This window comes from Streptomyces sp. NPDC107654 (genome assembly GCF_055639035.1).
Window position 1 is genome coordinate 154186 of record NZ_JBVKBI010000008.1, and the last position, 23542, is coordinate 177727.

11 protein-coding genes and 1 pseudogene are annotated in these 23542 nt (G+C 72.8%); 8 read left to right on the forward strand and 4 right to left on the reverse strand.

What is annotated here, in order from left to right; genetic code table 11:
- Nucleotides 1-110 precede the first annotated feature (110 nt).
- From ACZ7N4_RS16670 to ACZ7N4_RS16680, 3 genes are read left to right on the forward strand one after another with little or no spacing between them, the layout of a single operon-like run.
- Nucleotides 111-6428, forward strand: a complete 6318-nt coding sequence (locus tag ACZ7N4_RS16670; RefSeq protein ID WP_471359000.1) for a protein kinase domain-containing protein — start codon at nucleotides 111-113, stop codon at nucleotides 6426-6428.
- Between the two features lie 23 nt (nucleotides 6429-6451).
- A complete protein-coding gene (locus ACZ7N4_RS16675; protein ID WP_471359002.1) occupies nucleotides 6452-9388 on the forward strand; it encodes a helicase-related protein in 2937 nt (978 codons plus the stop codon).
- Nucleotides 9388-13347, forward strand: coding sequence for an Eco57I restriction-modification methylase domain-containing protein (locus ACZ7N4_RS16680; protein ID WP_471359004.1), 3960 nt, complete (start codon nucleotides 9388-9390; stop codon nucleotides 13345-13347). Before ACZ7N4_RS16675 ends, ACZ7N4_RS16680 begins: the two co-directional genes overlap by 1 nt.
- 22 nt (nucleotides 13348-13369) lie before the next feature.
- Here the strand turns inward: ACZ7N4_RS16680 and ACZ7N4_RS16685 are convergent, their stop codons facing one another.
- The 3 genes from ACZ7N4_RS16685 to ACZ7N4_RS16695 form a co-directional block, all read right to left on the reverse strand.
- Complete coding sequence (locus tag ACZ7N4_RS16685; protein ID WP_471359005.1) at nucleotides 13370-13555, reverse strand: DUF397 domain-containing protein; 186 nt, start codon at nucleotides 13553-13555, stop codon at nucleotides 13370-13372.
- Nucleotides 13552-14421: a helix-turn-helix domain-containing protein gene (locus tag ACZ7N4_RS16690; protein WP_471359007.1), complete on the reverse strand. Its 870-nt coding sequence runs from the start codon at nucleotides 14419-14421 to the stop codon at nucleotides 13552-13554. The genes ACZ7N4_RS16685 and ACZ7N4_RS16690 overlap by 4 nt, the downstream gene beginning before the upstream one ends.
- Before the next feature lie 145 nt (nucleotides 14422-14566).
- Nucleotides 14567-16939, reverse strand: coding sequence for a DUF2786 domain-containing protein (locus ACZ7N4_RS16695; protein WP_471359008.1), 2373 nt, complete (start codon nucleotides 16937-16939; stop codon nucleotides 14567-14569).
- Between the two features lie 131 nt (nucleotides 16940-17070).
- Here ACZ7N4_RS16695 and ACZ7N4_RS16700 point away from each other — a divergent pair, with 131 nt between their 5' ends.
- From ACZ7N4_RS16700 to ACZ7N4_RS16715, 4 genes and pseudogenes are all read left to right on the forward strand, one after another.
- Nucleotides 17071-18879, forward strand: a complete 1809-nt coding sequence (locus ACZ7N4_RS16700) for a DUF4357 domain-containing protein (protein WP_471359009.1) — start codon at nucleotides 17071-17073, stop codon at nucleotides 18877-18879.
- Nucleotides 18876-20087, forward strand: a complete 1212-nt coding sequence (locus ACZ7N4_RS16705; protein ID WP_471359011.1) for an McrC family protein — start codon at nucleotides 18876-18878, stop codon at nucleotides 20085-20087. The genes ACZ7N4_RS16700 and ACZ7N4_RS16705 overlap by 4 nt, the downstream gene beginning before the upstream one ends.
- Before the next feature lie 9 nt (nucleotides 20088-20096).
- Nucleotides 20097-20410 (forward strand): annotated as a pseudogene (locus ACZ7N4_RS16710) (3'-5' exonuclease); the annotation flags it as partial.
- A 217-nt stretch (nucleotides 20411-20627) separates the two neighbouring features.
- On the forward strand, nucleotides 20628-21260 hold the full coding sequence (locus ACZ7N4_RS16715) for a hypothetical protein (RefSeq protein WP_471359012.1): 633 nt from the start codon (nucleotides 20628-20630) through the stop codon (nucleotides 21258-21260).
- Nucleotides 21261-21280: 20 nt separating this feature from the next.
- Here the strand turns inward: ACZ7N4_RS16715 and ACZ7N4_RS16720 are convergent, their stop codons facing one another.
- Nucleotides 21281-21847: a TetR/AcrR family transcriptional regulator gene (locus tag ACZ7N4_RS16720; RefSeq protein ID WP_471359013.1), complete on the reverse strand. Its 567-nt coding sequence runs from the start codon at nucleotides 21845-21847 to the stop codon at nucleotides 21281-21283.
- 120 nt (nucleotides 21848-21967) lie between these two features.
- On the opposite strand from ACZ7N4_RS16720, the gene ACZ7N4_RS16725 reads away from it, so the two are divergent.
- Nucleotides 21968-23410: an MFS transporter gene (locus ACZ7N4_RS16725; protein WP_471359015.1), complete on the forward strand. Its 1443-nt coding sequence runs from the start codon at nucleotides 21968-21970 to the stop codon at nucleotides 23408-23410.
- Nucleotides 23411-23542 lie beyond the last annotated feature (132 nt).

Genomic DNA, 23542 nt, shown 5'->3' on the forward strand with positions numbered 1-23542 from the left:
ACGTGCATACGCTTCACCGAACCTGCGTCCTCGTGTACGGTTCCAGGTGCCTCACCGCCACCCCTGACAGGATGGGCAGCGCGAAGGCAGCACAGGGCAGAGGAGCGGCAGTGGGCCACCAGCTCATCGACGGCAGATTCCGCATCGGACGTGCCATCGGCAGGGGCACCATGGGAGAGGTCCATCAGGCCGAGGATCTCCAGGCCCCCGAGGGGGCTCCCGGGCGTACCGTCGCCGTCAAGACCGTCCTGCGCCGCCGCACCGGCATACGCGTGGCCACCGGAAGCGACACCAAGGCCGTGGAGCGCTTCGCCCGCGAGGTGGCCATCATGCGCCGGCTCGACCACCCCAACCTCACCCGGCTCGTCGCGGGCGGCATCGCCGGGGACTGCGACGACCTGCCCTACCTGGCGATGGAGCTGCTGGACGGCCGCTCGCTGCGCGACCTGGTCGAGGAGGAGTCCCAGCTGCCGGTCGCCTGGGCCGCCGCCGTCGGCGCCCAGATCGCCGCGGGACTCGCCGCCGCCCACGCGCAGGGCGTCGTCCACCGTGACCTGAAGCCCGCCAACGTCATGCTCATCCGCGGCGGCACGGTCAAGGTGCTCGACTTCGGCATGGGCAGCATCGTCGACGATCCGGACCAGACGCGGCTGACCAGCACCGGCGTCAGCGTGGGCACGGCCCGCTACATGGCGCCGGAGCAGTGCCAGGCCAGGCAGGTCACGCAGGCCGCCGACCTGTACGCGCTGGGCTGCGTGCTGTACGAGATGCTGGTCGGGGTCCCGCCGTTCACCAGCGAGTCCGCCTACGAGCTGGCCGAACGGCACGTCCACCAGGAGCCCGCCCCCGTCCGCCGGATCCGCGCCGGCATCCCCGCGGAGCTGGCCCGCCTCGTGGACCGGCTGCTGGCCAAGAACCCCGCGGACCGCCCGGCCGACGCCGTGACCGTGCGGGACGCGCTGCTCCCCCTCGCCGCACCCGCGGACGAGCGGAGCCTCGTACCCGCCTGGGACGAGCTGGACCCGACGCGGCCCCTGCGGCGGGCGGCCCCCGAGCCGGTCCGTGCCCCCGCCCCGCAGCAGCCGGCTCCGGTGACCGCTTCCGGTGCGGGCATGGACGTCTTCCGCGTCCACGAGGCCCTCATCCGTGACTACCGCTCCTTCACGGAGGGCGGCACCGTCATCCGCGACGACCGCGTCAAGGCGTACGTCGCGAAGGACCTGGACGACAAGTCCCAGTGGCCGAATCCCTGGCTGTCGCTCAACCCCTTCTTCCAGGGTGGCGGTTCCGTGGTCGAGCTGGCCCAGCAGAAGGTGCTGCACCCGGAGTGCGCCCGAGTCTTCCAGGCGAGGAAGACCAAGGGCGGCACCGTGTGCGACGGCCGTCCGCTCACCCTGCACCGGCACCAGCGAGACGCCATCGACGCCGCCGCGTCCGGAGCCTCGTACGTGCTGACGACCGGCACCGGATCCGGCAAGTCGCTGTCCTACATCGTCCCGGTCGTCGACCGGGTGCTCCGCCGGCGCGACGAGGAGGGCCCGAACGCCCCGAAGCGGGTCCGGGCGATCATCGTCTACCCGATGAACGCGCTCGCCAACAGCCAGCTGGAGGAGCTGCGGAAGTTCCTGCACGACGGCTACGGCGAGGGCCGGGAGCCCGTCACCTTCGCCCGCTACACCGGCCAGGAGGACGACTACAGGCGCAGGGAGATCCGCGACAACCCGCCGGACATCCTGCTCACCAACTACGTCATGCTGGAGCTGATGCTGACCCGCCCGGCCGACCGGGCGAGCCTCATCCGCATGGCCCGCGGCCTGGAGTTCCTCGTCTTCGACGAACTCCACACCTACCGGGGCCGTCAGGGCGCCGACGTCGCCCTGCTGATCCGCCGCGTCCGCGAGGCGTGCCAGGCGGAGGACCTCCAGTGCATCGGCACGTCGGCCACGATGTCGACGGAGGGCACGCCGGAGGACCGGCGCCAGGTGGTCGCCCGCGTGGCGAGCACGCTGTTCGGTACGCCGGTGCGCCCCGAGCACGTCATCGGCGAGACCCTGGTCCGCGCGACCGGCGAGGCCCCCGCCGCCGTACCCGCCGAGCGGCTCACCTCCCCCGCCCCGCGCGGCTACGACGACCTCGTGCGCGACCCGCTGGCCCGCTGGATCGAGGACCGCTTCGGGCTGGCCGAGGACACGGCCGGCGGCCTCCTGGTGCGCCGGCCCCCGACACAGGTCGAAGTCGCCGCACGGGAGCTGCACGAGCTGTCCGGGGTGGACGAGGAGAGGTGCGCGCAGGCGATCCGGGACACCCTGGAGGCCGGCTCGCAGGCCCGCAACCCCCGCACCGAGCGCCCCCTGTTCGCGTTCCGCCTGCACCAGTTCCTGTCCAAGGGCGACACGGTGTACGTCACCCTGGAGGACAAGGCCTCCCGTCACCTCACCCGTTCCTACCAGCTCGAACAGCCGGGCAGCGGCGGCAAGTTGCTGATGCCGCTGGCGTTCTGCCGGGAGTGCGGCCAGGAGTACCTGACGGTGTGGCGCACGGAGAAGGACGGCGAGGTGCGCTACGAGGCCCGCCGCGACACCTCGGCGACGGGCGGCCGGCAGGGCGACGGCTACCTCTACGTCGACCATGAGCGGGAGTGGCCGTCCGACGTGCGGTACGCCGTGCACGACCGGCGGCTGCCCGAGTCCTGGCTGGAGCTGGACGACAAGGGGCAGGAGGTCGTCAGGCGCGTCTACCGCGACCGCGTCCCGAAGGCCGTCACCGTCGACCCGTTCGGGCAGGAGGGCCGGGGGGAGCTGAAGGCCGCGTTCATCCCGTCGCCGTTCCTGTTCTGCCTGCACTGCGGTGTGGCCTACGAGCAGACGCGCGGCCGTGACTTCGCCAAGCTGGCCACGCTCGACCAGGAGGGCCGCTCCTCGGCGACCTCGCTGATCTCGGCGTCGATCGTCCGCTCGCTGAAGTCGGTGCCGCGGGAGGCCCTCGACCCGCGGGCCCGCAAGCTGCTCACCTTCGTCGACAACCGGCAGGACGCCTCCCTCCAGGCCGGTCACTTCAACGACTTCGTGCAGATCACGCAGTTGCGCGGGGCGCTGTACCGGGCGGCTCTGGACGCCGGCGAGGAGGGCCTGCACCACGAGGAACTGGCCTCGACGGTGACCAGCACGCTGGCCGTCACCCCCGCCGACTACACCGGCGAGAGCGACCTGCCGCCGTCGCTGGCCCGCAACGCGGCCCGCACGCTGCGCGACGTCGTCGCCTTCCGGCTCTACCTCGACCTGGAGCGCGGCTGGCGCGTCACCATGCCCAACCTGGAGCAGACCGGCCTGCTGGAGATCGACTACGAGGACCTGGACTGGGTCGCCGCCCGGCAGGACCGCTGGGACGGCACCCACCGGGCGCTGCGCGACGCCGACCCGGCGCTGCGGGCCGAGATCACCAGGACGCTGCTGGACGAGATGCGCCGCTCGCTGGCCATCGACGTGTCGTACTTCCGCGACGACACCTTCGACTCCCTGCAACGCGCCAGCGAGGAACGGCTCGTGGACCCCTGGGTGCTGTCCTCCGCGGACAAGCCCCGGGTGGGCACCGCCTATCCGCACCCCTCGCGGCCCGGTACGGACCGCTCCGGCCTGTTCCTGTCGGCGCGCGGCAAGTTCGGCAAGTACCTGCGGCGCGCGGACCGCGCCTTCCGCGACCTCGACCAGGACGACCTCCAGCTGATCATCACCGAGCTGCTGAAGGTGCTGGCCGGGGCCGGCCTGGTCAAGGAGGTCGAGGCGGCGCCGCAGCGGGCCGGCCGCCACCGCAGGGCCTCCTCCGCCACCACGACCGGGTACCGGGTGGCCGCCCAGTCGCTGGTGTGGCGGGCCGGCAAGGGCGAGTCGGGCGCCCACGACCCGCTGACCCGCACCTACCAGAGCGGCGACGGGCCCCGCATCAACACGTTCTTCCTCACGCTGTACCGGGAGACGGCCGACGCGCTGTCGGGCCTGTACGCCCGGGAGCACACGGCGCAGGTGTCGCCGGAGGACCGCGAGGCGCGCGAGAAGGCCTTCCGCGAGGCCGAGCTGAAGCTGCTGTACTGCTCCCCCACGATGGAGCTGGGCGTCGACATCTCCGAGCTGAACGCGGTGATGATGCGCAACGTGCCGCCCACCCCCGCCAACTACGCCCAGCGGTCCGGGCGGGCCGGCCGCAGCGGCCAGCCCGCGCTGGTGACGACGTACTGCGCGACGGGCAACAGCCACGACCAGTACTACTTCCGCCGCTCGGAGCGGATGGTGGCCGGCGCGGTCGCCCCGCCCCGCCTGGACCTGGCCAACGAGGACCTGGTCCTCTCCCACCTGCAGGGCCTGTGGATCGCCGAGGCGGGCCTGCGGCTGGGCCGCTCGGTCCCCGACGTCCTGGACGTGTCGTACCCGGACTCCGGCGACCGCCCCGACCCCGCCCTGCACCTGCTGCCCGACGTCCAGGCCGCGGCGCACGACGAGAGCGCCCGGCGGCGCACGGTGGACGCGGCCCTGCGCGTCCTCGGCCCGCTGTTCCGGGAGTTCGCCGACACCACGTGGTGGCACGACGACTGGATCGAGGACAGGGTGCGCACGGTCGCGGAGCGCTTCGACCGCGCCTTCGACCGCTGGCGGAGCCTGTTCCGGGCGGCGCTGAACGACCAGTACGTCCAGAACCGGCGGCGCCTGGACTACAGCCTCACCGAGGCCGACCGCAACCGCGCCAACGCCCGCCGCCGCGAGGCCGAGACGCAGCTGAACCTGCTGATGAACGAGAGCGCCGACAGCAAGTCGGTGCTGTCCGACTTCAACCCCTACCGCTACCTCGCCTCCGAGGGGTTCCTGCCCGGCTACAGCTTCCCGCGCCTGCCGCTGGCCGCGTACATCCCGACGGTCGGCCGCCGCCGCGGCGACGGCGACTACCTCCAGCGCCCCCGTTTCCTCGCGATCCGCGAGTTCGGCCCCGGTGCGCTCGTCTACCACGAGGGCGCCCGCTACCAGGTGACCCGCGTCCAGCTGCCGCCGGACTCCTCGGGCGAGCTGACCACCGGCGAGGCCCGCCGCTGCGCGCACTGCGGCTACCACCACGATCCCGAGGACCGCGAGGACCGCTGCCGGTTCTGCGACGAACCGCTCGGCGCGGCGACGTACGGCCTGCTGCAGCTGCACACCGTGTACACCAGCCGCCGGGAGCGGATCTCCTCGGACGAGGAGGAGCGGCGCCGCGCCGGTTTCCGGCTGGAGACGTCGTACCGCTTCCACGACCACGGTGTCCGCAAGGGCCGTCTGAACGCCACGGTCGCCGACGGCGGCGGGCAGCTCGCCCGGATCGCCTACGGTGACTCCGCGAGCGTCCGCATCACCAACACCGGCCGGGTCCGGGCGCGTACCGACGAGCCGGCGGGTTACTGGCTGGACCTCGCCGACGGCCGCTGGATGAACGACAAGGACGCGGCGGAGGCGTCCGGTGACTCCGGCGAGCTGCCGCTGGCGGACGCCGACGGCAACGAGCGGCGCCGCAGGAAGCGGGTCATCCCGTACGTGGAGGACCGGCGCAACATCCTCGTCGTCACCCTGGACGAGGCGCTGCCCGAGCCGGTCGCGCTGACGTTCATGTACGCGCTGGGACGGGGCATCGAGGCCGCGTTCGAGCTGGAGGACGCCGAGCTGGCCGCCGAGCTGCTGCCGCCGGACCACGGCCCGCGGCGCCGCATCCTCTTCATGGAGGCCGCCGAGGGCGGCGCGGGTGTGCTGCGCCGCCTCCAGGCCGAGGACGAGGCCCTCGCCGGGGCGGCCCGCCGCGCACTGGAGATCTGCCATTTCTCCCCCGAGGGCGAGGACCGGGGCGGCGAGGAGCACCGGCCCGGGCGCCCCTGTGCGCGCGGCTGCTACGAGTGCCTGCTCACCTACGGCAACCAGCTCGACCACGCGCGGATCGACCGGCGCGCGGTGGCCGCCCTGCTGGTCCGGTTCGCGTCGGCCACGGCCCGCCGCGAGGAGCGGGGCGAGTCCCGCTCCGAGCAGTACCGGCGGCTGCTCGCCGGCCCCGCCACGGCGAGCGAGACCACACCGGCCGGGCCCGCGCCGGCCGAGCGCGCCGACGCCGGACCGGCCGCGCAGGGCGACTTCCTGGGCTGGGTGAAGGCGCGGGGCCTGCGGCTGCCGGACGAGAAGGACGTCTTCCTCACCGAGGCGAACGCCTCACCGGATTTCGTGTACCGGCTCCCCGGCGCGAACGTCGCCGTGTTCGTGGACGGCCCCGGCACCGAGGAGAGCGCCCTGCGCGACACCGACGCCGAGGAACGGCTCTACGACGCCACCTGGGACGTCGTCCGCTTCCCGCACGGCGCCGACTGGGACGCCATCGCCCGGGCCAACGCACGCTACTTCGGCTCTCCGGCCGCGAACCGACCCTGAACCCAGAGGATTTGACGATCACAATGGCATTCACGTTCTCCGCCGGATCCCTGGTGAAGGCCCGCGGCCGCGAGTGGGTGGTACTTCCCGAGAGCGAGCCCGACCTGCTCGTGCTGCGCCCGCTGGGCGGCTCGGACGACGACATCGCGGCGGTCCTCCCGTTCGAAGCCGTCGAGGAGGCCCGCTTCGCCCCGCCCGAGCCGTCCGACCTCGGCGACCAGCGCGCGGCCGGTCTGCTGCGCACGGCGCTGCGGGTGGGTTTCCGCTCGGGCGCGGGCCCGTTCCGCTCCCTGGCGGGCATCGCGGTGGAGCCCCGCGCCTACCAGCTCGTCCCGCTGCTGATGGCGCTGCGGCAGAAGACGGTCCGCATGCTGATCTCGGACGACGTCGGTATCGGCAAGACGGTCGAGGCGGCCCTGATCGCGAGCGAGCTGCTGGCGCAGGGCGAGGCGACGGGCCTGGCCGTGCTGTGCTCGCCCGCGCTGGCGGAGCAGTGGCAGCAGGAGCTGCGCGGCAAGTTCGCCATCGACGCCGAGCTGGTGCTGGCCTCGACGGTGTCCCGGCTGGAGCGCGGCCTGGACCTCGGCCAGTCCCTGTTCGACCGGTACCCGAACGTGATCGTCTCCACGGACTTCATCAAGTCCCCGCGCCACCGCGACGACTTCGTGCGGCACTGCCCCGACCTCGTGATCGTGGACGAGGCCCACACCTGCGTGACCGCCGACGACGCCTCCGCGAGCGCCCAGAGCCAGCTGCGTCACGAGCTGCTGCGCCGCGTGGCGAAGGACGCCGACCGCCACCTGCTGCTGGTGACGGCGACCCCGCACAGCGGCAAGGAGTCGGCGTTCCGGAACCTGCTCGGCCTGGTCAAACCGGAGCTGGCGCACGTCGACCTGGAGTCGGAGGCGGGCCGGAAGCTGCTGGCCCGGCACTTCGTGGCGCGCAAGCGGGCGGACGTGCGGCGGTACCTCACGAAGGAGGACGGCCTGGCGGACGACTCGTTCGCCGAGCGCACCGCGTTCCCCTCGGACCGCTACTTCAAGGACGAGACGTACAAGCTCTCCCCCGGCTACCGGGCCCTGCTCGACGACGCCATCGCGTACGCGGGCGAGCGGGTCGAGGAGGCCGGTGTCCGGGGCCGCCGGGAGGCGCGGATCGCCTGGTGGTCGGCGATCGCGCTGCTGCGCTCGCTGGTGTCGTCGCCGCGGGCCGCCGCACAGACGCTGACGACCCGCTCGGCCGCGGCGATCGCGGCCAGCGCGGAGGAGGCCGACAAGCTGGGCGCCCCGCTGAACAGCGACGCGGCCGACAGCGACGCCATGGAGGGCATGGACGTCGCACCGGGCGCCGAGACCGACGAGGGCGCGCCGAAGTCCCGGCTGCTGGAACTCGCCGAGCGGGCGCGGCAGTTGGAGGGACCGGAACAGGACCTCAAGCTGAAGGCGCTCATCAGGCAGCTCAAGGCGCTGCTGGCCGACGGCTACCACCCGATCGTCTTCTGCCGCTACATCCCGACGGCCGAGTACCTGGCCGAGCAGCTGGCGAACGACCCGGAGAGCAGGAAGCGCGGCCCGCTCGGCGCGAGGACCGTCGTCAAGGCGGTCACCGGTGAGCTGTCCCCGCAGCAGCGCATCGAACGCATCGAGGCGCTGGCCGCCGAGGCCGGCGAGGACGCGGCGGCCCGCAGGGTGCTGATCGCCACGGACTGCCTCTCCGAGGGCGTCAACCTCCAGCACCACTTCGACGCCGTCGTCCACTACGACCTGGCCTGGAACCCCACCCGCCACGACCAGCGCGAGGGCCGCGTCGACCGCTACGGCCAGCGCCGTGACGAGGTCAGGGTCGTCACTCTGTACGGCGACGACAACGGCATCGACGGGAAGGTCCTGGAGGTGCTGATCAAGAAGCACCGCCAGATCAAGAAGGACCTCGGTATCTCCGTGTCGGTCCCGGACGAGCTGTCCACGGGCGTGACGGACGCGATCGTGGAATGGCTGCTGATGCGCGGCCGCGAGGACCAGGACGCGCTGTTCGGCGCGGACGGGTTCAGGGCGAGCCGGAACAAGCTGGAGACTGACTGGAACTCGGCGGCCGAACGCGAGCGGACCTCCCGCTCCCGTTTCGCGCAGCGCTCGATCCACCCGGAGGAGGTGGCCCGCGAGGTCGCCTCGATCCGTGCGGCGCTGGGCGGCGCGGGCGAGATCCGGACGTTCGTACGGGAGTCCCTGGGCGCGCTGGGAGCGGTGCTGCGCGACCACGGCGACGACTTCACCGCCCAGGTCGGCGGCACCCCGGTGGGCCTGCGCGACGCGCTCGCGTCCACCGTGGGCGCGGAGGTCGTCGAGAAGGACCGCGAGATCCCGTTCCGCGGCGACCCCGCGGTGGCGCGCGGCGAGGCGGCCCTGGTCCGCACGGACCCGGTGGTGGGCGCGCTCGCGTCCCACGTCCTGAACGCGGCCCTGGACCCCCGGGCGGAGGGCGCCCGCCCGGCACGCCGCTGCGGTGTGGTCACCACGGACGCGGTGACCACGCGCACCACCCTGCTGCTGGTCCGCTACCGCTTCCACCTGACGCTCCCCTCGCGCGGCGGCGAACGGCAGCTGGTGGCGGAGGACGCGAGACTGCTGGCCTTCGAGGGCGCGCCGCGCAACGCGGTCTGGCTGCCGCAGGAGCGCGCGGCGGAGCTGCTGGACGCCACGGCGGCGGAGAACACCGACCCGCACTTCGGCGAGCGGACGATGACCCGCATCCTCGGGCAGCTCCCCGACGTCCACGCGCACCTGGAGGCGTACGGCGACGAGCTGGCCGCCGAACTGGACGCCGCCCACCGCAGGGTCCGTGCCGCCTCCGGCGAGATCGTCCGCGGCCTGTCGGTGACGGCCCAGAAACCGGCGGACGTCCTGGGCGCGTACGTCTACCTGCCCGCCGCCCCGTCCGCTGCCGCAGGAGCCCCCGCCTGATGTCCGCCACCACCCGCAACCAGGTGTTCACCGCCGTCCACACGGTCGGCGGACTGCTGCCGGCCGACATGCTGCTCCGCATCGCGGAGGGCAGGGACGTCCCCGGCTCCCGGGCCGCCGACTACGGCCTGCCGTCGTCCCGTTCGGTCCGGGACGAGGCGGAACGCAGCTGGGAGTACCTGAAGCCGCTGTGGCGGGAGCTGCGCGAGCGCCTGCCGGAGGACCGGGAGACGGGCGTCCCCGCCGCCGACCCGACGGGCATCGCCTTCTCCGACTGGCTGACCCCCCTCTGGCGGGAACTGGGCTTCGGCCGGCTCACCCCCGTCGGCCGGGCGGGCGTCGGCGCCGACTCCGACCCGGAGAAGACGTTCCCGGTCTCCCACCGCTGGGGCCACGCCCTCGTCCACCAGATCCCCTGGGACACGGAGCCGGACAGACGGCCGGGCGGCGCGGGCACCGTCCCGCCCCAGTCCATGCTCCAGGAGTGCCTGAACCGCACGGAGGCCCACCTGTGGGGCGTCCTGACCAACGGCCGCCGGCTGCGCCTGCTGCGCGACTCCAGCGCGCTCGCCACGGCCTCGTACGTCGAGTTCGACCTGGAGTCGATCTTCGACGGCGAGCTGTTCAGCGAGTTCACCCTGCTGTACCGGCTGCTGCACGCGTCACGGTTCGAGGGGGCGGAGGGGGCGGCGGCCGGGTGCCGGCTGGAGCAGTGGCGGACGGAGGCGATCGCGTCCGGCACGCGCGCCCTGGACCAGCTGCGCAAGGGGGTGCAGGAGGCGATCACCACGCTGGGTACGGGCTTCCTGCGCCACCCGGACAACGCGGCCCTGCGCGACCGCCTCGACGTGGGGGCGCTGCACACGGCGCTGCTCCGGCTCGCCTACCGGCTGCTGTTCGTGTTCGTGGCGGAGGACCGGGACGTGCTCCACGGCCCCGGTGCGTCCGCGCGGGCACGGGAGCGGTACGCCGCGTACTTCTCCTCGGCGCGCCTGCGCGCCCACGCGCGGCGCCGCCGGGGCACCTCGCACGGCGACCTGTACCAGTCCCTGCGCATCGTCCTGGACGCCCTCGGTGACGAGAACGGCCGGCCGGAGCTGGGGCTGCCCGGCCTGGGGGGCATCTTCACCGGCACGGAGGCCGACGCCCCGCTGCGCGGGCTGTCCCTGTCGAACGAGTACCTGCTGACCGCGGTACGGCACCTGTCCCAGGTCCGGGACAACGGCTCGCGGCGCCGGCGCGCCATCGACTACCGCCACCTGGACGCCGAGGAACTGGGTTCGGTCTACGAGTCCCTGCTGGAGCTGGTTCCGCAGCACAGCGCGGCCGAGCGCACCTTCGAGCTGGTGGAGCTGGCGGGCAACACCCGCAAGACGACGGGCAGTTACTACACCCCGTCCGGGCTCATCGAGCGCCTGCTGGACACCACCCTCGACCCGGTGCTCGACGACGCCGTCAAGCGCGGCGAGGCCGCCGCCTCGGCGGCCGGCGCGGCGGACGCGACCGACGCCATCGTGCGTGAGGTGCTGTCCCTGACGGTGTGCGACCCGGCCTGCGGTTCGGGCCACTTCCTGGTGGCGGCGGCGCGCAGGATCGCCAAGCGCGTGGCGGCGGTGCGCGAACGCCTCCCGGAACCTCCCGTCGAGGCGGTGCGGCACGCCCTGCACGAGGTCGTCGCCCGCTGCGTGTACGGCGTGGACCTCAACCCGATGGCCGTGGAACTCGCCAAGGTGTCCCTGTGGCTGGAGGCCCTCGAACCCGGCAAACCGCTCGGCTTCCTGGACGCCCACGTCAAGCGCGGCAACGCCCTGGTCGGCGCGACACCCGCCCTGCTGGAGAACGGCGTGCCCGACGCCGCGTTCAAGCCGATCGAGGGGGACGACAAGAAGTACGCCAAGGCCCTGGAGAAGCAGAACCGGCGGGAACGCGGCGGGCAGGGCGGCCTGTTCGACCTGGACACGGAGACGAGGGTCGCCAACGACGCCTTCGCGTCCCGGCTGCGCCGCATCACCACGGCCGGCTCCGACACCCTGGCCGAGGTCCGCCGCCAGGAGGCCGCCTACCTCGACTGGTCCCGGTCGGCCGAGTACACGCACGCCCTGCGCGTGGCGGACGCGTGGTGCGCCGCGTTCGTGTGGCCGAAGCGGCCCGGGGCCCCGCTCGCGGTCACCCAGGAGGTCTTCCAGCGCCTCCGGGACCCGTCGGCCGACGCCGTGCCGCGGTCCACGCACGAGGAGATCGCGCGCCTCCGGGACCAGTACGCCTTCTTCCACTGGCACCTGGAGTTCCCGGAGGTCTTCTCGGTACCGGAGGCGGGTGCGGCGGCCGGTGCCGTCGACCCGGCGACGGGGTGGGCCGGAGGGTTCGACTGCGTGGTGGGGAACCCCCCGTGGGAACGCATCAAGCTCCAGGAGCAGGAGTTCTTCGCGCAGCGCGACCCCGCCATCGCGAACGCCGGAAACGCGGCAGCCCGGAAGAAGCTCATCTCCGAACTCCGGGACACCCACGACGGGCACGTCCTGTACGCCGCGTACGAGGCGGCGAAACGGAGGTCGGAGGGCGAGAGCCATTTCCTGCGCGACGCCGGCCGCTGTCCGCTGACGGGCCGCGGGGACGTCAACACGTACGCCGTCTTCTCGGAGACGGACCGCCTGCTGACGAGCCCGCACGGCCGCATGGGCGTCATCGTGCCCACGGGGATCGCCACCGACGCGACCACGCAGTACTTCTTCAAGGACCTCGTGCGCACCGGGGCCCTCGCGGCGCTGTACGACTTCGAGAACGCCGCGCCGCTGTTCCCGAACGTGCACCGCTCGTTCAAGTTCAGCATCCTGTCCCTCACCGGCCGCGCGGCGCGGGAGCCGAAGGCCGAGTTCGCCTTCTTCCTGCACAGCCCCCACGAACTGGACGAGCCCGGGCGGTCCTTCACGCTGACCCCGCAGGAGATCACCCTGCTCAACCCGAACACGGGCACCTGCCCGGTGTTCCGTTCCCGCCGCGACGCGGAGATCACCCTGGGCGTCTACCGTCAGGTCCCCGTCCTGGTCGACGAGGCCGCACCCGGCGGGAACCCCTGGGGCTTCCGGTACGTCGAGGTGCTGCACCTGTCCCACGCGGCCGGGGAACTCCTGCACGGCGAGCCGGCGGAGGAGGCCGCGTACAAGGTGTACGAGGCCAAGATGCTCCACCACTACGACCACCGGTGGTTCACCTACGGCGACGAGGACACCGTCGTCCGCACGGACCCCGCCGCGGAGGCCCGCCCCCGCTACTGGGTGCGCCGCGGTGTGGTGGACGACCGGCTGGCCGGCCGGTGGGACGCCGGGTGGATGCTGGGCTGGCGGGACATCTGCCGGTCCACCGACGAGCGCACGGTGATCGCGGCGCTCCTCCCCCGGGCCGCCCTGGCGAACACCCTGCCGCTGGCGTCCCTGGCCGACCCCCGCCACGCGCCCCTGCTCGTGGCCGCGCTCTCCTCCTTCGCGCTGGACTACGTCGCACGGCAGAAGGTCGCCGGCACCCACCTGACCATGATCTATCTACGTCAGCTCCCGGTACCGTCCCCGCGGACGCTGGCCGCCCACAGCGCGTTCGTGGTGCCGCGCGTCCTGGAACTCGTGCACACCGCGGCGGACATGACGCCCTTCGCGCGCCACCTGGGCGACGACGGGGCGCCGTTCCGCTGGGACGAGGCACGCCGCCGGCAGATCCGGGCGGAGCTGGACGCCCTCTTCTTCCACCTGTACGGCATCTCCCGCGAAGACGTCGTCCATGTCCTCGACACCTTCCCCATCGTCAGACGGAAGGACGAGGCCCGGTACGGCACGTACCGCACCAAGGAACTGATCCTGAAGGAGTACGACCGCATGACGGAAGCCGGCGACACCTACACCTCCGCCCTCACACCGCCCCCGGGCCACGGCCCCCGCCACCCGGACGACTGCCTCCCGGCCTCCTGACCCGGGAGACAGTCCAGGCGCCTCAACTCCCGGCCGCGAACCGCACGAAGCGCGTCCAGCCGTCCCGCCCGACCGCGAAGTCCGGGCGGGTGACGTCCTTGGAGTCGCGTACGTGCACGGCCTGCTCGGTGACGGCGACCTCGATGCAGCTGTCACCCTGGCTGCCGCTGTAGCTGGACTTGAACCAGGCCAGTTCCGTCGTGCTCATAGATCTCCTCGGAATTGCTCCAGCAGACCCCGCGAGTCCTTGGCGTTCAGGGCCTGCGAGCGCAGTGTGTCATAGCGCTGCTGAAGCAGCCTCACCTCGTCGAGGCCGGAGATCAGACGCCCGTTCTGCTGCCCTTCGGAGTAGGCGAGTCGCTGCCCCTTCGGGGTCTCCAGAAGTTGGAGCGGTCCATCGAGACAGGCGTGCAACCCCGCCTTGAACGGCACGATCTGAACCGTCACGTTGCGGGGCGAGCTCAGCTCCAGCACATGGTCGAGCAGTTCCCGCATCTGCTCGACGTCGCCGAACCGCCGGTGGAAGACGTGTTCCTCCACGATGAAGCTGAAGGGGGTGGTCGGCCGCTCGAAGAGCATCCGCTGCCGCTCCATCCGCTTGGTCATATAACCGTCCAGCTTCGCATCCGGCGCCACGGGCACGGTTCCCTCGAACACCGCCCGCGCATACCCCTCCGACTGCAAAAGCCCCGGCACCAACCGGCATTCGTAGGTGCACAGGCTCACCGCGACCTTCTCCAGCTTCGCCCACTGCCGGAACCAGGCCGCCAGCCCCGCCTCCCCCCGGGTCAGGTACCGTGCCGACCGCCGCAGCGCCCCCGTGTTCCCCAGTGCCTCCTCCGCCCGCTCCACGAAGGAGTCGTCCGGCATCCGCCTGCCCAGCTCCACCGACTCCACGGTGTGCTTGGAGAACCGGACCAGTTCCCCGAACTCGGCCCTGCTGAGCCCCGCGTGCTCGCGCAGGGCCTGCACGACCGCCCCGAACGTCCGCAGACTGTCCGAGGGGTCGGGCTCCCGTTCCGTCTCGCAGACCGCCGGGCCGTCACCGTTCTCACTCGCGTCGCCGTGCGCCATCCGCGGCCACCTCCAGGTGCGTACGTACCGTGTTGCATCCCCGCCCTCGACAGCACCCAGCGTGACGGCGCACCCGCCGTACCGTCCACCGATCGTGCCCGTACGCTGACGCAGCGTACGGATCGCGCCCCTGGATCGCGCGTCGTCAGTGCGTCAGCTCCGCCTCCGCCTCCCCCTCGGTGAACGCCGGGCCGCCGATGTCGGCGAGGCGGCCGTCGGCGATTCCCTGCCAGTAGCCGGAGCCCTTGAACTTCGTGGGGCGGGCCTGGCCGAGCTTCGGGTAGCGCTGGTGGAGCTGGGCCTCGACCTCGGCCGACCGGTGGGCCAGGACGAGTTCGACGCTGCGCCCGGGCGGGTGCGCCGCGCCGTCCGCGGCCCCCTCCGCGGCCTCGCTGGCCGCCCGCTGGGCGGCGCCGATGCGCGCGGTGACCTCCCTGACGAATCCGAGCATCCAGGAGCGCTTGTAGGCACGGGCGTCCTCGCCCGCCGGCCGGTGCCGCCGGCCGGCGTCGTCCGCGCCGGCGAGCATCTGCAACCGCAGACTGGCGAAGAGCACCTCGCTCGCCTGGATGTCGGACTCGTAGCCGAAGAGGTGCAGCCGGCGCCGGTTGTCCCGGGTGTCGATGAGCACGCTCTGGCAGCGCATCTCCTGCGCGATACGGCTGAGCAGCCGGCGGACCTCCTTGGCGTACGGGGGGTGCACGTCGATCATCTTGTCCGTCGGCCGGGCGGACTCGCCGACCTCGTCGAGCATGGCCCGTTCGATCCCGTACTTGGCCATGAGTTCCATGGCCTTGTCCAGGAAGGCACGGCTCTCCTCCTGGGTCGCTCCCGGGTCCTCCGCCTTGCGCAGCAACGCCTTGACCTTGGTGAGCAGTTCGGGGGACATCGTCCGGCGGGAGGCGTCGGCGGCGCCCGGACCGGAGGCGGCGGAAGCGGGACCGCCGGAGTCCGGAGCGCCGGGACCAGGGGCGCCGGCATCAGGGGTGCCCGGGCCGGCGGCGTCCTGCTCGTGCTCCCGCCCCTCGTCCGCCCCGCCCTCCCCCGACCCGGTGATCAGATCGGCCAGGTCCTCCGGGTCGGGCGCGAGTTCGGCCAGCGCCGCCAGGGCCCAGCGCCGCCAGGCGTCCGCGTCGTCCCTGTGGACCCGGGCCCGTACCGTGCGCAGCCTGCCGATGCTGCCGTCGGCCCGGGGCACCAGGAACTCCAGGCGGGCGTGGCCGAGTTGGGCCACGGCGAGCAGGGCGCACAGGCCGGAGGCGTCGTACGGCGCGCAGCGGACGACGATGCCGGGCTCCGGGTACCAGTCGGCGGCCTCCTCGTCCTGGTCCCACAGCTCCTCGTCCCACATCCCCGCGTCCCACAGGTCGAAGCCCGTGCTCGCCTCGGCGTCGCCGGTGCGTACCCGGACGACCGACGCCGACGGCCGCCCCGAATAGGCCAGCGCCGCCGCTCTCTCCTGCGGGGACCGGACGATGTGGTACCAGACGGGGATCGTGCCGAGCATGCCCTGCCAGGTGGTCTCGTGGCGCTCGTGGCGCTCCCGCGCCTCCCAGGCGAGGTCGTGGCCCAGCTCGTCGTCGTCCCAGGCGTCCACGTCCGGCTGCTCGTACCAGTCGAGGAACGTCTCCAGGTAGTCGGCCGCGGTGCGCCGGGCACCTGGCCTGCTGTCGTGCAACAGGGCCCGTTCGCAGGCCGAGAGGGCGTCGACCACCGGCTGGAGGACCAGCGACACGTACCGCTTGACCGCCTCGGACAGCTCGGCGAGGAACGCCCGCTGGGCCTCCGAGCCGGTCTTCTGCTGGGCCCGCCGCCAGGCCTCCGCCTGCTCCACCACTGCCTGCTGCTCGGCCAGCCACCTGAGGTGCCCGGCATCCCGGAGGTGCTCCCCGCGCAGGAGTACGGCGTCCTCCACCGCGGCGACCGCCGCGGGCGCGCTCATCACCGCTCGGGCCAGCAGGCGGAGTGGTTCGGGTTCGCGGGCGAGGAACTCCGCCGGGGTGACGAGGGCACGGCCGTGCCGGCGGGGCGCCCACTCCGGCCGGTCGATGGCGCCGTTCCACGGCACCTCCGCGGACCAACGCGCCCGCCAGTCCGCGAAGTCCCGCTCGAGGTCGCCGGTGCGCGGCTGGTGGCGGCGCCACCACCACAGCAGCATCTCCTCCCAGCCCTCGGCGTTCCAGGCCCACAGGGCGGACTCGCCGCTGTCGGCGATCAGCGACCGCACCTCGCGGACGTCCGCCGCCAGGTCGTGCCGGTAACCGCCGGGTATCAGCCGCTCCAGCCAGCCGACGGACTCGGCCACCGGCTGCGCCCGCGCCTCGTCGGCCGCGATCCGCGCCAGGGTGACGGCCGCCGCCGTGCGCGGGTCGCCGAGGTCGGCGGGGAGCAGCCGGTACAGGCCGGGCGCGGTGGTCTCCAGGACGGCGGCCAGCTCCCGGATCCTGCCCTCCAGCCACTGGGAACGCGCTCGCCGGAACGCTTCGGCCGCCGGGCCGCCCCGTCTGTCGTCCGTCATGTGTCCCCTCCGGGATGCCGCACCGTGGTGATCATCCTAGGAGCGGGGCGGGTCCGTCCGCAGGGGGTTGTCAGTGTCGGCCGGTACGCTGCGGGGCAGATCGGGGCGGCATCCACAGGGGGGCGATTTCCATGGCCGAGGCGTACCCGGAGTTCCGGCTGCGACTGCCCGGCGGCGGTCCCGAGGCCCGGGGGCGGCTGCTGACGGAGAAGGGGATGAACGGGAGCCAGAAGTTCGTCGTGCTGGCCGGTTCGCCGGGGCGGCCGGAGGTGGTGCCGTCCTTTCCGGTGCGGATCCCGTCGTCGTACCGGCTGCGGCAGCGGCTGATCGCGGACGACGTCTTCGTGGAGTCGGAGACCTGGCCGGGCTGGATGGAGCTGGTCGAGGACGTCGAGTGCAACTCACCGACGGCCGCCGCCGAGATCCTGCTCGGCCGCAGTGCCAACGGCTGGCTGGAGTGGAAGTCGCCCGACGGCCATCCGCTCTCCGACTACCTGGACCAGGTGTGGTGGGGTGCCCACCGCACCTGGCTGGTCCGGGGTTCCAACGTCTCCGGTCTCGACCTCGTGCGGCGGCTGTGGCTGTCCGAGGGGCTGGTGACGCTGCAGGCGCGGCACCTGCGGCAGGGCATCGAGCAGGGCGTCAGCAAGGAACGCCTGCGGTCGGCCGTGGAGGAGGACTACGCCGCCACGGCGACGTACAACCAGAAGGTGCAACTGGTCGAGGAACTGCACATGTTCCTCTCCCGGATGCGGCCCGGCGACACGGTGTGCACGATCTCGGGCGGCCGGCTGTACCTGGGGAGGATCGCGGGGGGCGCGGAACAGGTCGCGTCCGAGGACGGCCGGTCGGACCTGCGCCGTCCGGTCGACTGGGCGGAGCAGGGGCACCCGTACGAGGACCTGCCGGAGGCACTTCAGCAGAAGCTGTCCGCCCAGCACGACGTGATCGACCTGACGGCGGTGCGGGACCTGGTCGAAGGACTGGGGATAAGCGACGAGGAGCTGATCGAGGAGGCCGAGGCGGCCGACCGGGACCCGAGCGTGGAGCTGCCCGTCCTCACCGCCCGACGGGAACCGGAGCTGCCCGTCCCCACGGAGGAGCTGGCCGCCGAACTCCTCGTCCACGACGCCGGCTGGCTCCGCGAGGTGCGCGACCTGCTGTGCGACGAGCGCCAGCTGGTGCTGTACGGGCCGCCGGGCACCGGCAAGACCTATCTCGCCCTGAAGCTGGCCGAGTTCCTCGGTGGCGGACCGGAGCAGGTCAAGCTCGTCCAGTTCCATCCCTCCTACGCGTACGAGGACTTCTTCGAGGGCTTCCGCCCCCAGGAGGACCCGCGGACACGGCAGGTCGCCTTCCGGCTCACCGCCGGCCCCCTGCGCGAACTCGCCGACCTCGCCTCCCGTGAGGGCAACCACCACATCCCGCACTTCCTGATCATCGACGAGATCAACCGCGCCAACCTGGCGAAGGTCTTCGGCGAGCTGTACTTCCTGCTGGAGTACCGGAACAAGTCGGTGCGGCTCACCTACTCCGGCGACGACTTCGCGCTGCCGCCCAACCTGTTCGTCATCGGCACCATGAACACCGCCGACCGCTCGATCGCCCTGGTCGACGCGGCCATGCGGCGCCGTTTCGCGTTCGTGGAGCTGTCGCCGCGCACCGAGCCCACGCGCGGGCTGCTGCGCCGCTGGCTGCTGCGGGAGGGCCGCGGCGCCGAGCCGGCCGATCTGCTGGACGCGCTGAACTCCCGTATCGGGGACCCGGACTTCCGCATCGGGCCCTCGTACCTGATGAAGAAGGGCGTCTACCGGGAGGGCGGTCTGGAGCGCACCTGGCGGACCCGGATCCTGCCGCTGCTGGAGGAGCACCACTACGGCGAGGACGTGGACGTCGAGAAGCGGTACGGCCTGGCGGCTCTGCGGGAGTCGCTCGGGTGACGGGCGCCGTCGACCTGGTCGAACACGCGCCCGCCGTCAGTGTCGCCCTGCCGGACGCCGTGGGGCGTGCGCTGGCGTCGGCGGGTGTCGTGGAGGCGGTCCCGGATCCGTACGCCCCCGGCCGCTGGTCTCTGCGGGCCGGCAGCAAGGTCGGTGCGGTGGCCGTCACGGCACCGGGCGGGGCCGGCTCGTTCACCGTGCGCATCGCGCCGAAGGTTCCCATCGCCCGCCTGTTCTTCCTCCTCGGCCACAGCCTGAACGTCCAGGGCTTCTGGCGGGACGGGGACGTCGGGACGGCCGGACACCGCGGTCTCCTGCCCGCGTTCGCCCACGCCGTGGAGCGGCAGGTGGACCGGGCCCTGCGCCGGGGGCTCCTCCAGGGGTACCGGGCGACGGAGGAGTCCTCCCTGGTGGTGCGCGGCCGGATCCGGGAGACGGAGCAGATCCGGCGGCGGTTCGGGGCCATGCCGCCGGTCGAGGTGGCCTACGACGAGTTCACGGCCGACATCGTGGAGAACCGCATCCTGCGCACGGCCGTGGAGCGACTGCTGCGGCTGCCCGGAGTGCCGGGCGAGGTGCGCCGCGGACTCCTCCACCAGCGTGCCCGGCTGGCCGACGTCGCGGTGATCGCGCGCGGGCGGCCGCTGCCGGCGTGGCAGCCGACGCGCCTGAACGCCCGCTACCACCAGGCCCTGCGCCTGGCCCGCGCCGTGCTGGAGGACACCTCGGCCGAGCACGCCCCGGGCGGACTGCGGGTCGACGGCTTCCTGTTCGACATGAACAAGCTCTTCGAGGACTTCGTGACGGTGGCGCTGCGGGAGGCCTGCCGTGCGCTCGGGCACACGGCGCGGCTCCAGGACCCGCACCACCTCGACGTCGCCGCCGCGATCCGGATGAAGCCCGACCTCGTGCTCTACGCACCGGACGGCGCGGTGCGCGCCGTCGTGGACGCCAAGTACAAGGCCGAGAAGCGGGACGGCTTCCCGGACGCCGACCTCTACCAGATGCTCGCGTACTGCACCGCCCTCGGCCTGCCCCAGGGGCACCTGGTGTACGCGAGGGGGAACGCCGTGCACGCCGCCCACACCGTGCGGCACACCGGCGTCGTCCTCCACCAGCACGCCCTCGACCTGGACCAGGAACCCCCCGGGCTGCTCGCGGACATCGCCGAGGTGGCCGCCCGGCTGGTGAACACCCCGCGCGCGTGATCCACCGCGCTGGACAAGGCGTACGACAGGCTGTCCGCGTCCGGGGTGCCGGTGGTCCGGGTGAAGGACCACCCCGGGCCGCGGGTGGAGGGCGGCCGGCCGGCCACCATGCACGCCGTGAAGGGACTGGAGTTGAGCTGCGTGACGGTGCTCGGCGGGACGGCGGGCGCGGTGCCCTTCGCGAGGTCATTCCGGCGTCGGTGGACGTGCTGCGGCACGAGGCGGATCTGCTACGCGAGCGCTGTCTGCTGTTCGTGGCGTGCACCCGGGCGCGGGAGGCGCCGGCGGTGTCGTGGAGCGGGGAGCCGGTCCCGTCGTCCCCCGCTGAACCGGCACCTCTTCGCCGGCATCCTGGACAACGGCCCCCGGTAGGGAGTCCTCCGGACCGGACATCGGCTGAAATCCGCGCGAGCGGGGAGCTTGCCCGCGGCCGGGAGCCGCGGTCACGCTGACGGCATGGTGCGTTCGTGGGGACCGGCCGTGCTGCGGGCATCCGGGCATGCTGCCGGGTGGCTGGGAGCATTCACCGCAACATCCTTCGTGACAACCCTTTTCACCCTGCTCACGGCATGGGCGCCGCTGGCCCTGTGGGCCCACGGACACCGGCTTCCGACGGCCGTCTTCATGGCGTGCGGCGGGGCCGCGGTCGCCCTCCTCGTCCCTGTGCCGGCGGCCGCGTACCTCCATTCCCGTGGCCGCGAGACGGCGTCCTACGTCCTCGGTGGCGGCGTGGGTCTCCTCATCATGTGCGCGTACGGAGGTGTGCTGTATTTCGGGGAGCAGGACTCCGATCAGCAGGCCCTGCACGACCGCGGGATCACGGTGACCGGTGTCGTGGCCCGGCAGTGGGAGTCGACGACGCCGGACGGGACGGCGTCCGGGGTCGTCGTACGGCTGCCGGACGGGACCACGCACCGACTCCGGGGAGGGCAGCCGCCGGCCGGGACGCGGGTCGTCATGACGACCGACCCACGCCACCACGTCGCCGGCCGCCTGGGCCCCCCGCCCGCGGCACCGGACGGCGTCGCGCTGAAGCTGTCGGCCGCCGCGGTGGCGCTCTGCTGCACGGCATCGTCCGCGTGCTGCGCGGGACACCTCGCAGAGGACCTCCGGCGCCGGCTGCGCCGCCGGAGCGCCCCTGCCGACGGACGGCCCGACCCGCACGAGGGCTGAGCACGGGAACCGGGGCGAGGTCACAGCAAGCGGTCGACCAGCCCGTCGATGTACTCCGGGGTGAGCGGGACCAGGCCGAACAGGACGCGGATGTACATCGGGGCCAGGATGTGGTCCAACACGTCGAGGGCGTCGGGTGCGGGCTCGCCACGGTCGCGGGCGCGATCGAGCATGGACTGCAGTTGCCGGGTGCGTTCGGCGCGGAGGTCGGCACCGGCCTGGAGGCCCCGCTGACCGCTGCCCGCCAGGGCGACGGCCAGGTGCAGCACCGCCGGACCGTCGGGTCCGGTGATCTCGCGGGCCACTTGGGCCGCGTAGGTGCGCAGGTCGCCGGCCAGGCTCCCGGTGTCGGGCATCGGCGACTGCGTGTTCAGGCGGGTGAGCACCACGTCGGTGAGCAGGGTCTCCAGGCCGCCCCACCGGCGGTAGATGCTGCTGTCGGCCACGCCCGCGCGGGCCGCGACGTCGCCGACGGTGAAGTTGCCGTAGCCGCGCTCACCGATCAGGTCGGTGACGGCCTGGTGCACCTGCGCGCCGACGCGGGCGCTACGCCCGCCGGGCCGCCGGGCTCGCTGTCGTTCGTTCACACCCCCCACCTTAACGCAGTCAACACTTGCGTTTATGGACACCCCTCCCTATAGTCGCCTAACGCAGTCGTCGACTGCGTTAAAGCGCTCAGGCGTACCGCACGAGGGAGAGGCACCCCCATGGCTGCATCGCATACGGCCCCAGGCAGACGATCGAACCGGGCCGTGCTCCTCACGGTGACCTGCCTGGGCCAGTTCATGGTCCTGCTCGACAACACGATCGTCGGAGCGGCCCTGCCCGACATGCAGCACCGGCTGCACACCGAGTTGACCGGTCTTCAGTGGATCGTCGACGCGTACGTACTGCTGGTCGCCATGCTGCTGATGTCCGGCGGCATCTTCGCCGACCGGTTCGGCCGCAAGCGGGTGTACCTGGCCGGCGTCGGGCTGTTCACCGCCGCGTCGGTGCTGTGCAGCCTCGCGCCCTCGCTCGGCTGGCTGGTCGCCGGCCGGGTGCTGCAGGGCATCGGGGCCGCGGCGCTGAGCCCCGCCTCGCTCGCCCTGCTCGCCGCCGCCCATCCCGTGCCGCAGGAACGCATCAAGGCGATCGGGCTGTGGGCCGGATTCAGCGGAATCGGCCTGGCCGCGGGCCCCGTGGCCGGCGGCGTACTGACGGACGCGTTCGGCTGGCCCGCCATCTTCCTGGTCAACCTGCCCATCGGCGTGGTCCTTCTGCTGATCGGTCTGCGCAGCCTCGAAGAGACCCGCAACCCGGGCGCCCCGGCCATCGACGTCCCGGGGACGGTGCTGTCCGTGCTGGGGGTGGGGACACTGACCTACGGGCTGATCGAGGGCGGCGCCCGCGGCTGGACGTCACCGGTGATCCTGGGAAGTTTCGCCGCAACCGCGATCCTCCTCGCCGCCTTCGTCGCCGTCGAAGCGCGTCGCTCCGCACCGATGCTGCCACTGCGACTGTTCCGGCAGCGGCTGTTCACCGTGTCCAACACCGCGATGACCGTGGTGGGGTTCGCGCTCATGGGCTCGTCGTTCTTCTTCTCCCAGTTCTTCGTGTACGTCCAGGGCAGCTCGATCCTGCGCGCCGGCCTGCAGACCCTTCCCACCACCCTCGCCATGGTGATCGCCAGCCCGTACGCGGGCCGGCTCGCGGCCCGGTACGGCTTCCGCGTCGTGGTCACCACCGGCCTGGCCCTGGCGGGCCTGGGACTGCTGGCCCTCGGCCTGGTGCACGCCGACACCGGTTACGGGAACGTGTGGTGGCGGCTGGGAGTCGTCGGCACCGGCTTCGCCCTGACCCTGTCCCCCCTGACGGGAGCCGCCATCCAAGCGGTCGGCCCGCAGGAGGGCGGCCTCGCCTCAGGCATCAGCAGCACCACCCGGCAGATCGGCGCGGTGCTCGGCGTGGCGGTACTCGGAGCCGTCGTCCGCACCCGGCAGTCCGACGGCGCCTCCTTCGAGACCGGCCTCGACAGCGCCTTCCTCACGGCCGGCGCCATCACCTTGACCACCGCCGTGTTCACCGGCCTGTGGCTGGCGAGGTCCAGGCCCACGGCGGGCTCCGCGGCCCCGCAGCGTTCCAACGATCCGGACACGGTGACCACCTGACTTGTGACCACTCCGGGTTACACCTGGAACCGACCACCGTCGTGACTCGGCCTGTCGGGCGTCACCGCTTTCCGGCGTCCCGGTCCCCGAAGGAGGGGGCAGCCGACGGGACCGGATCCGGAAGCCGGCGGC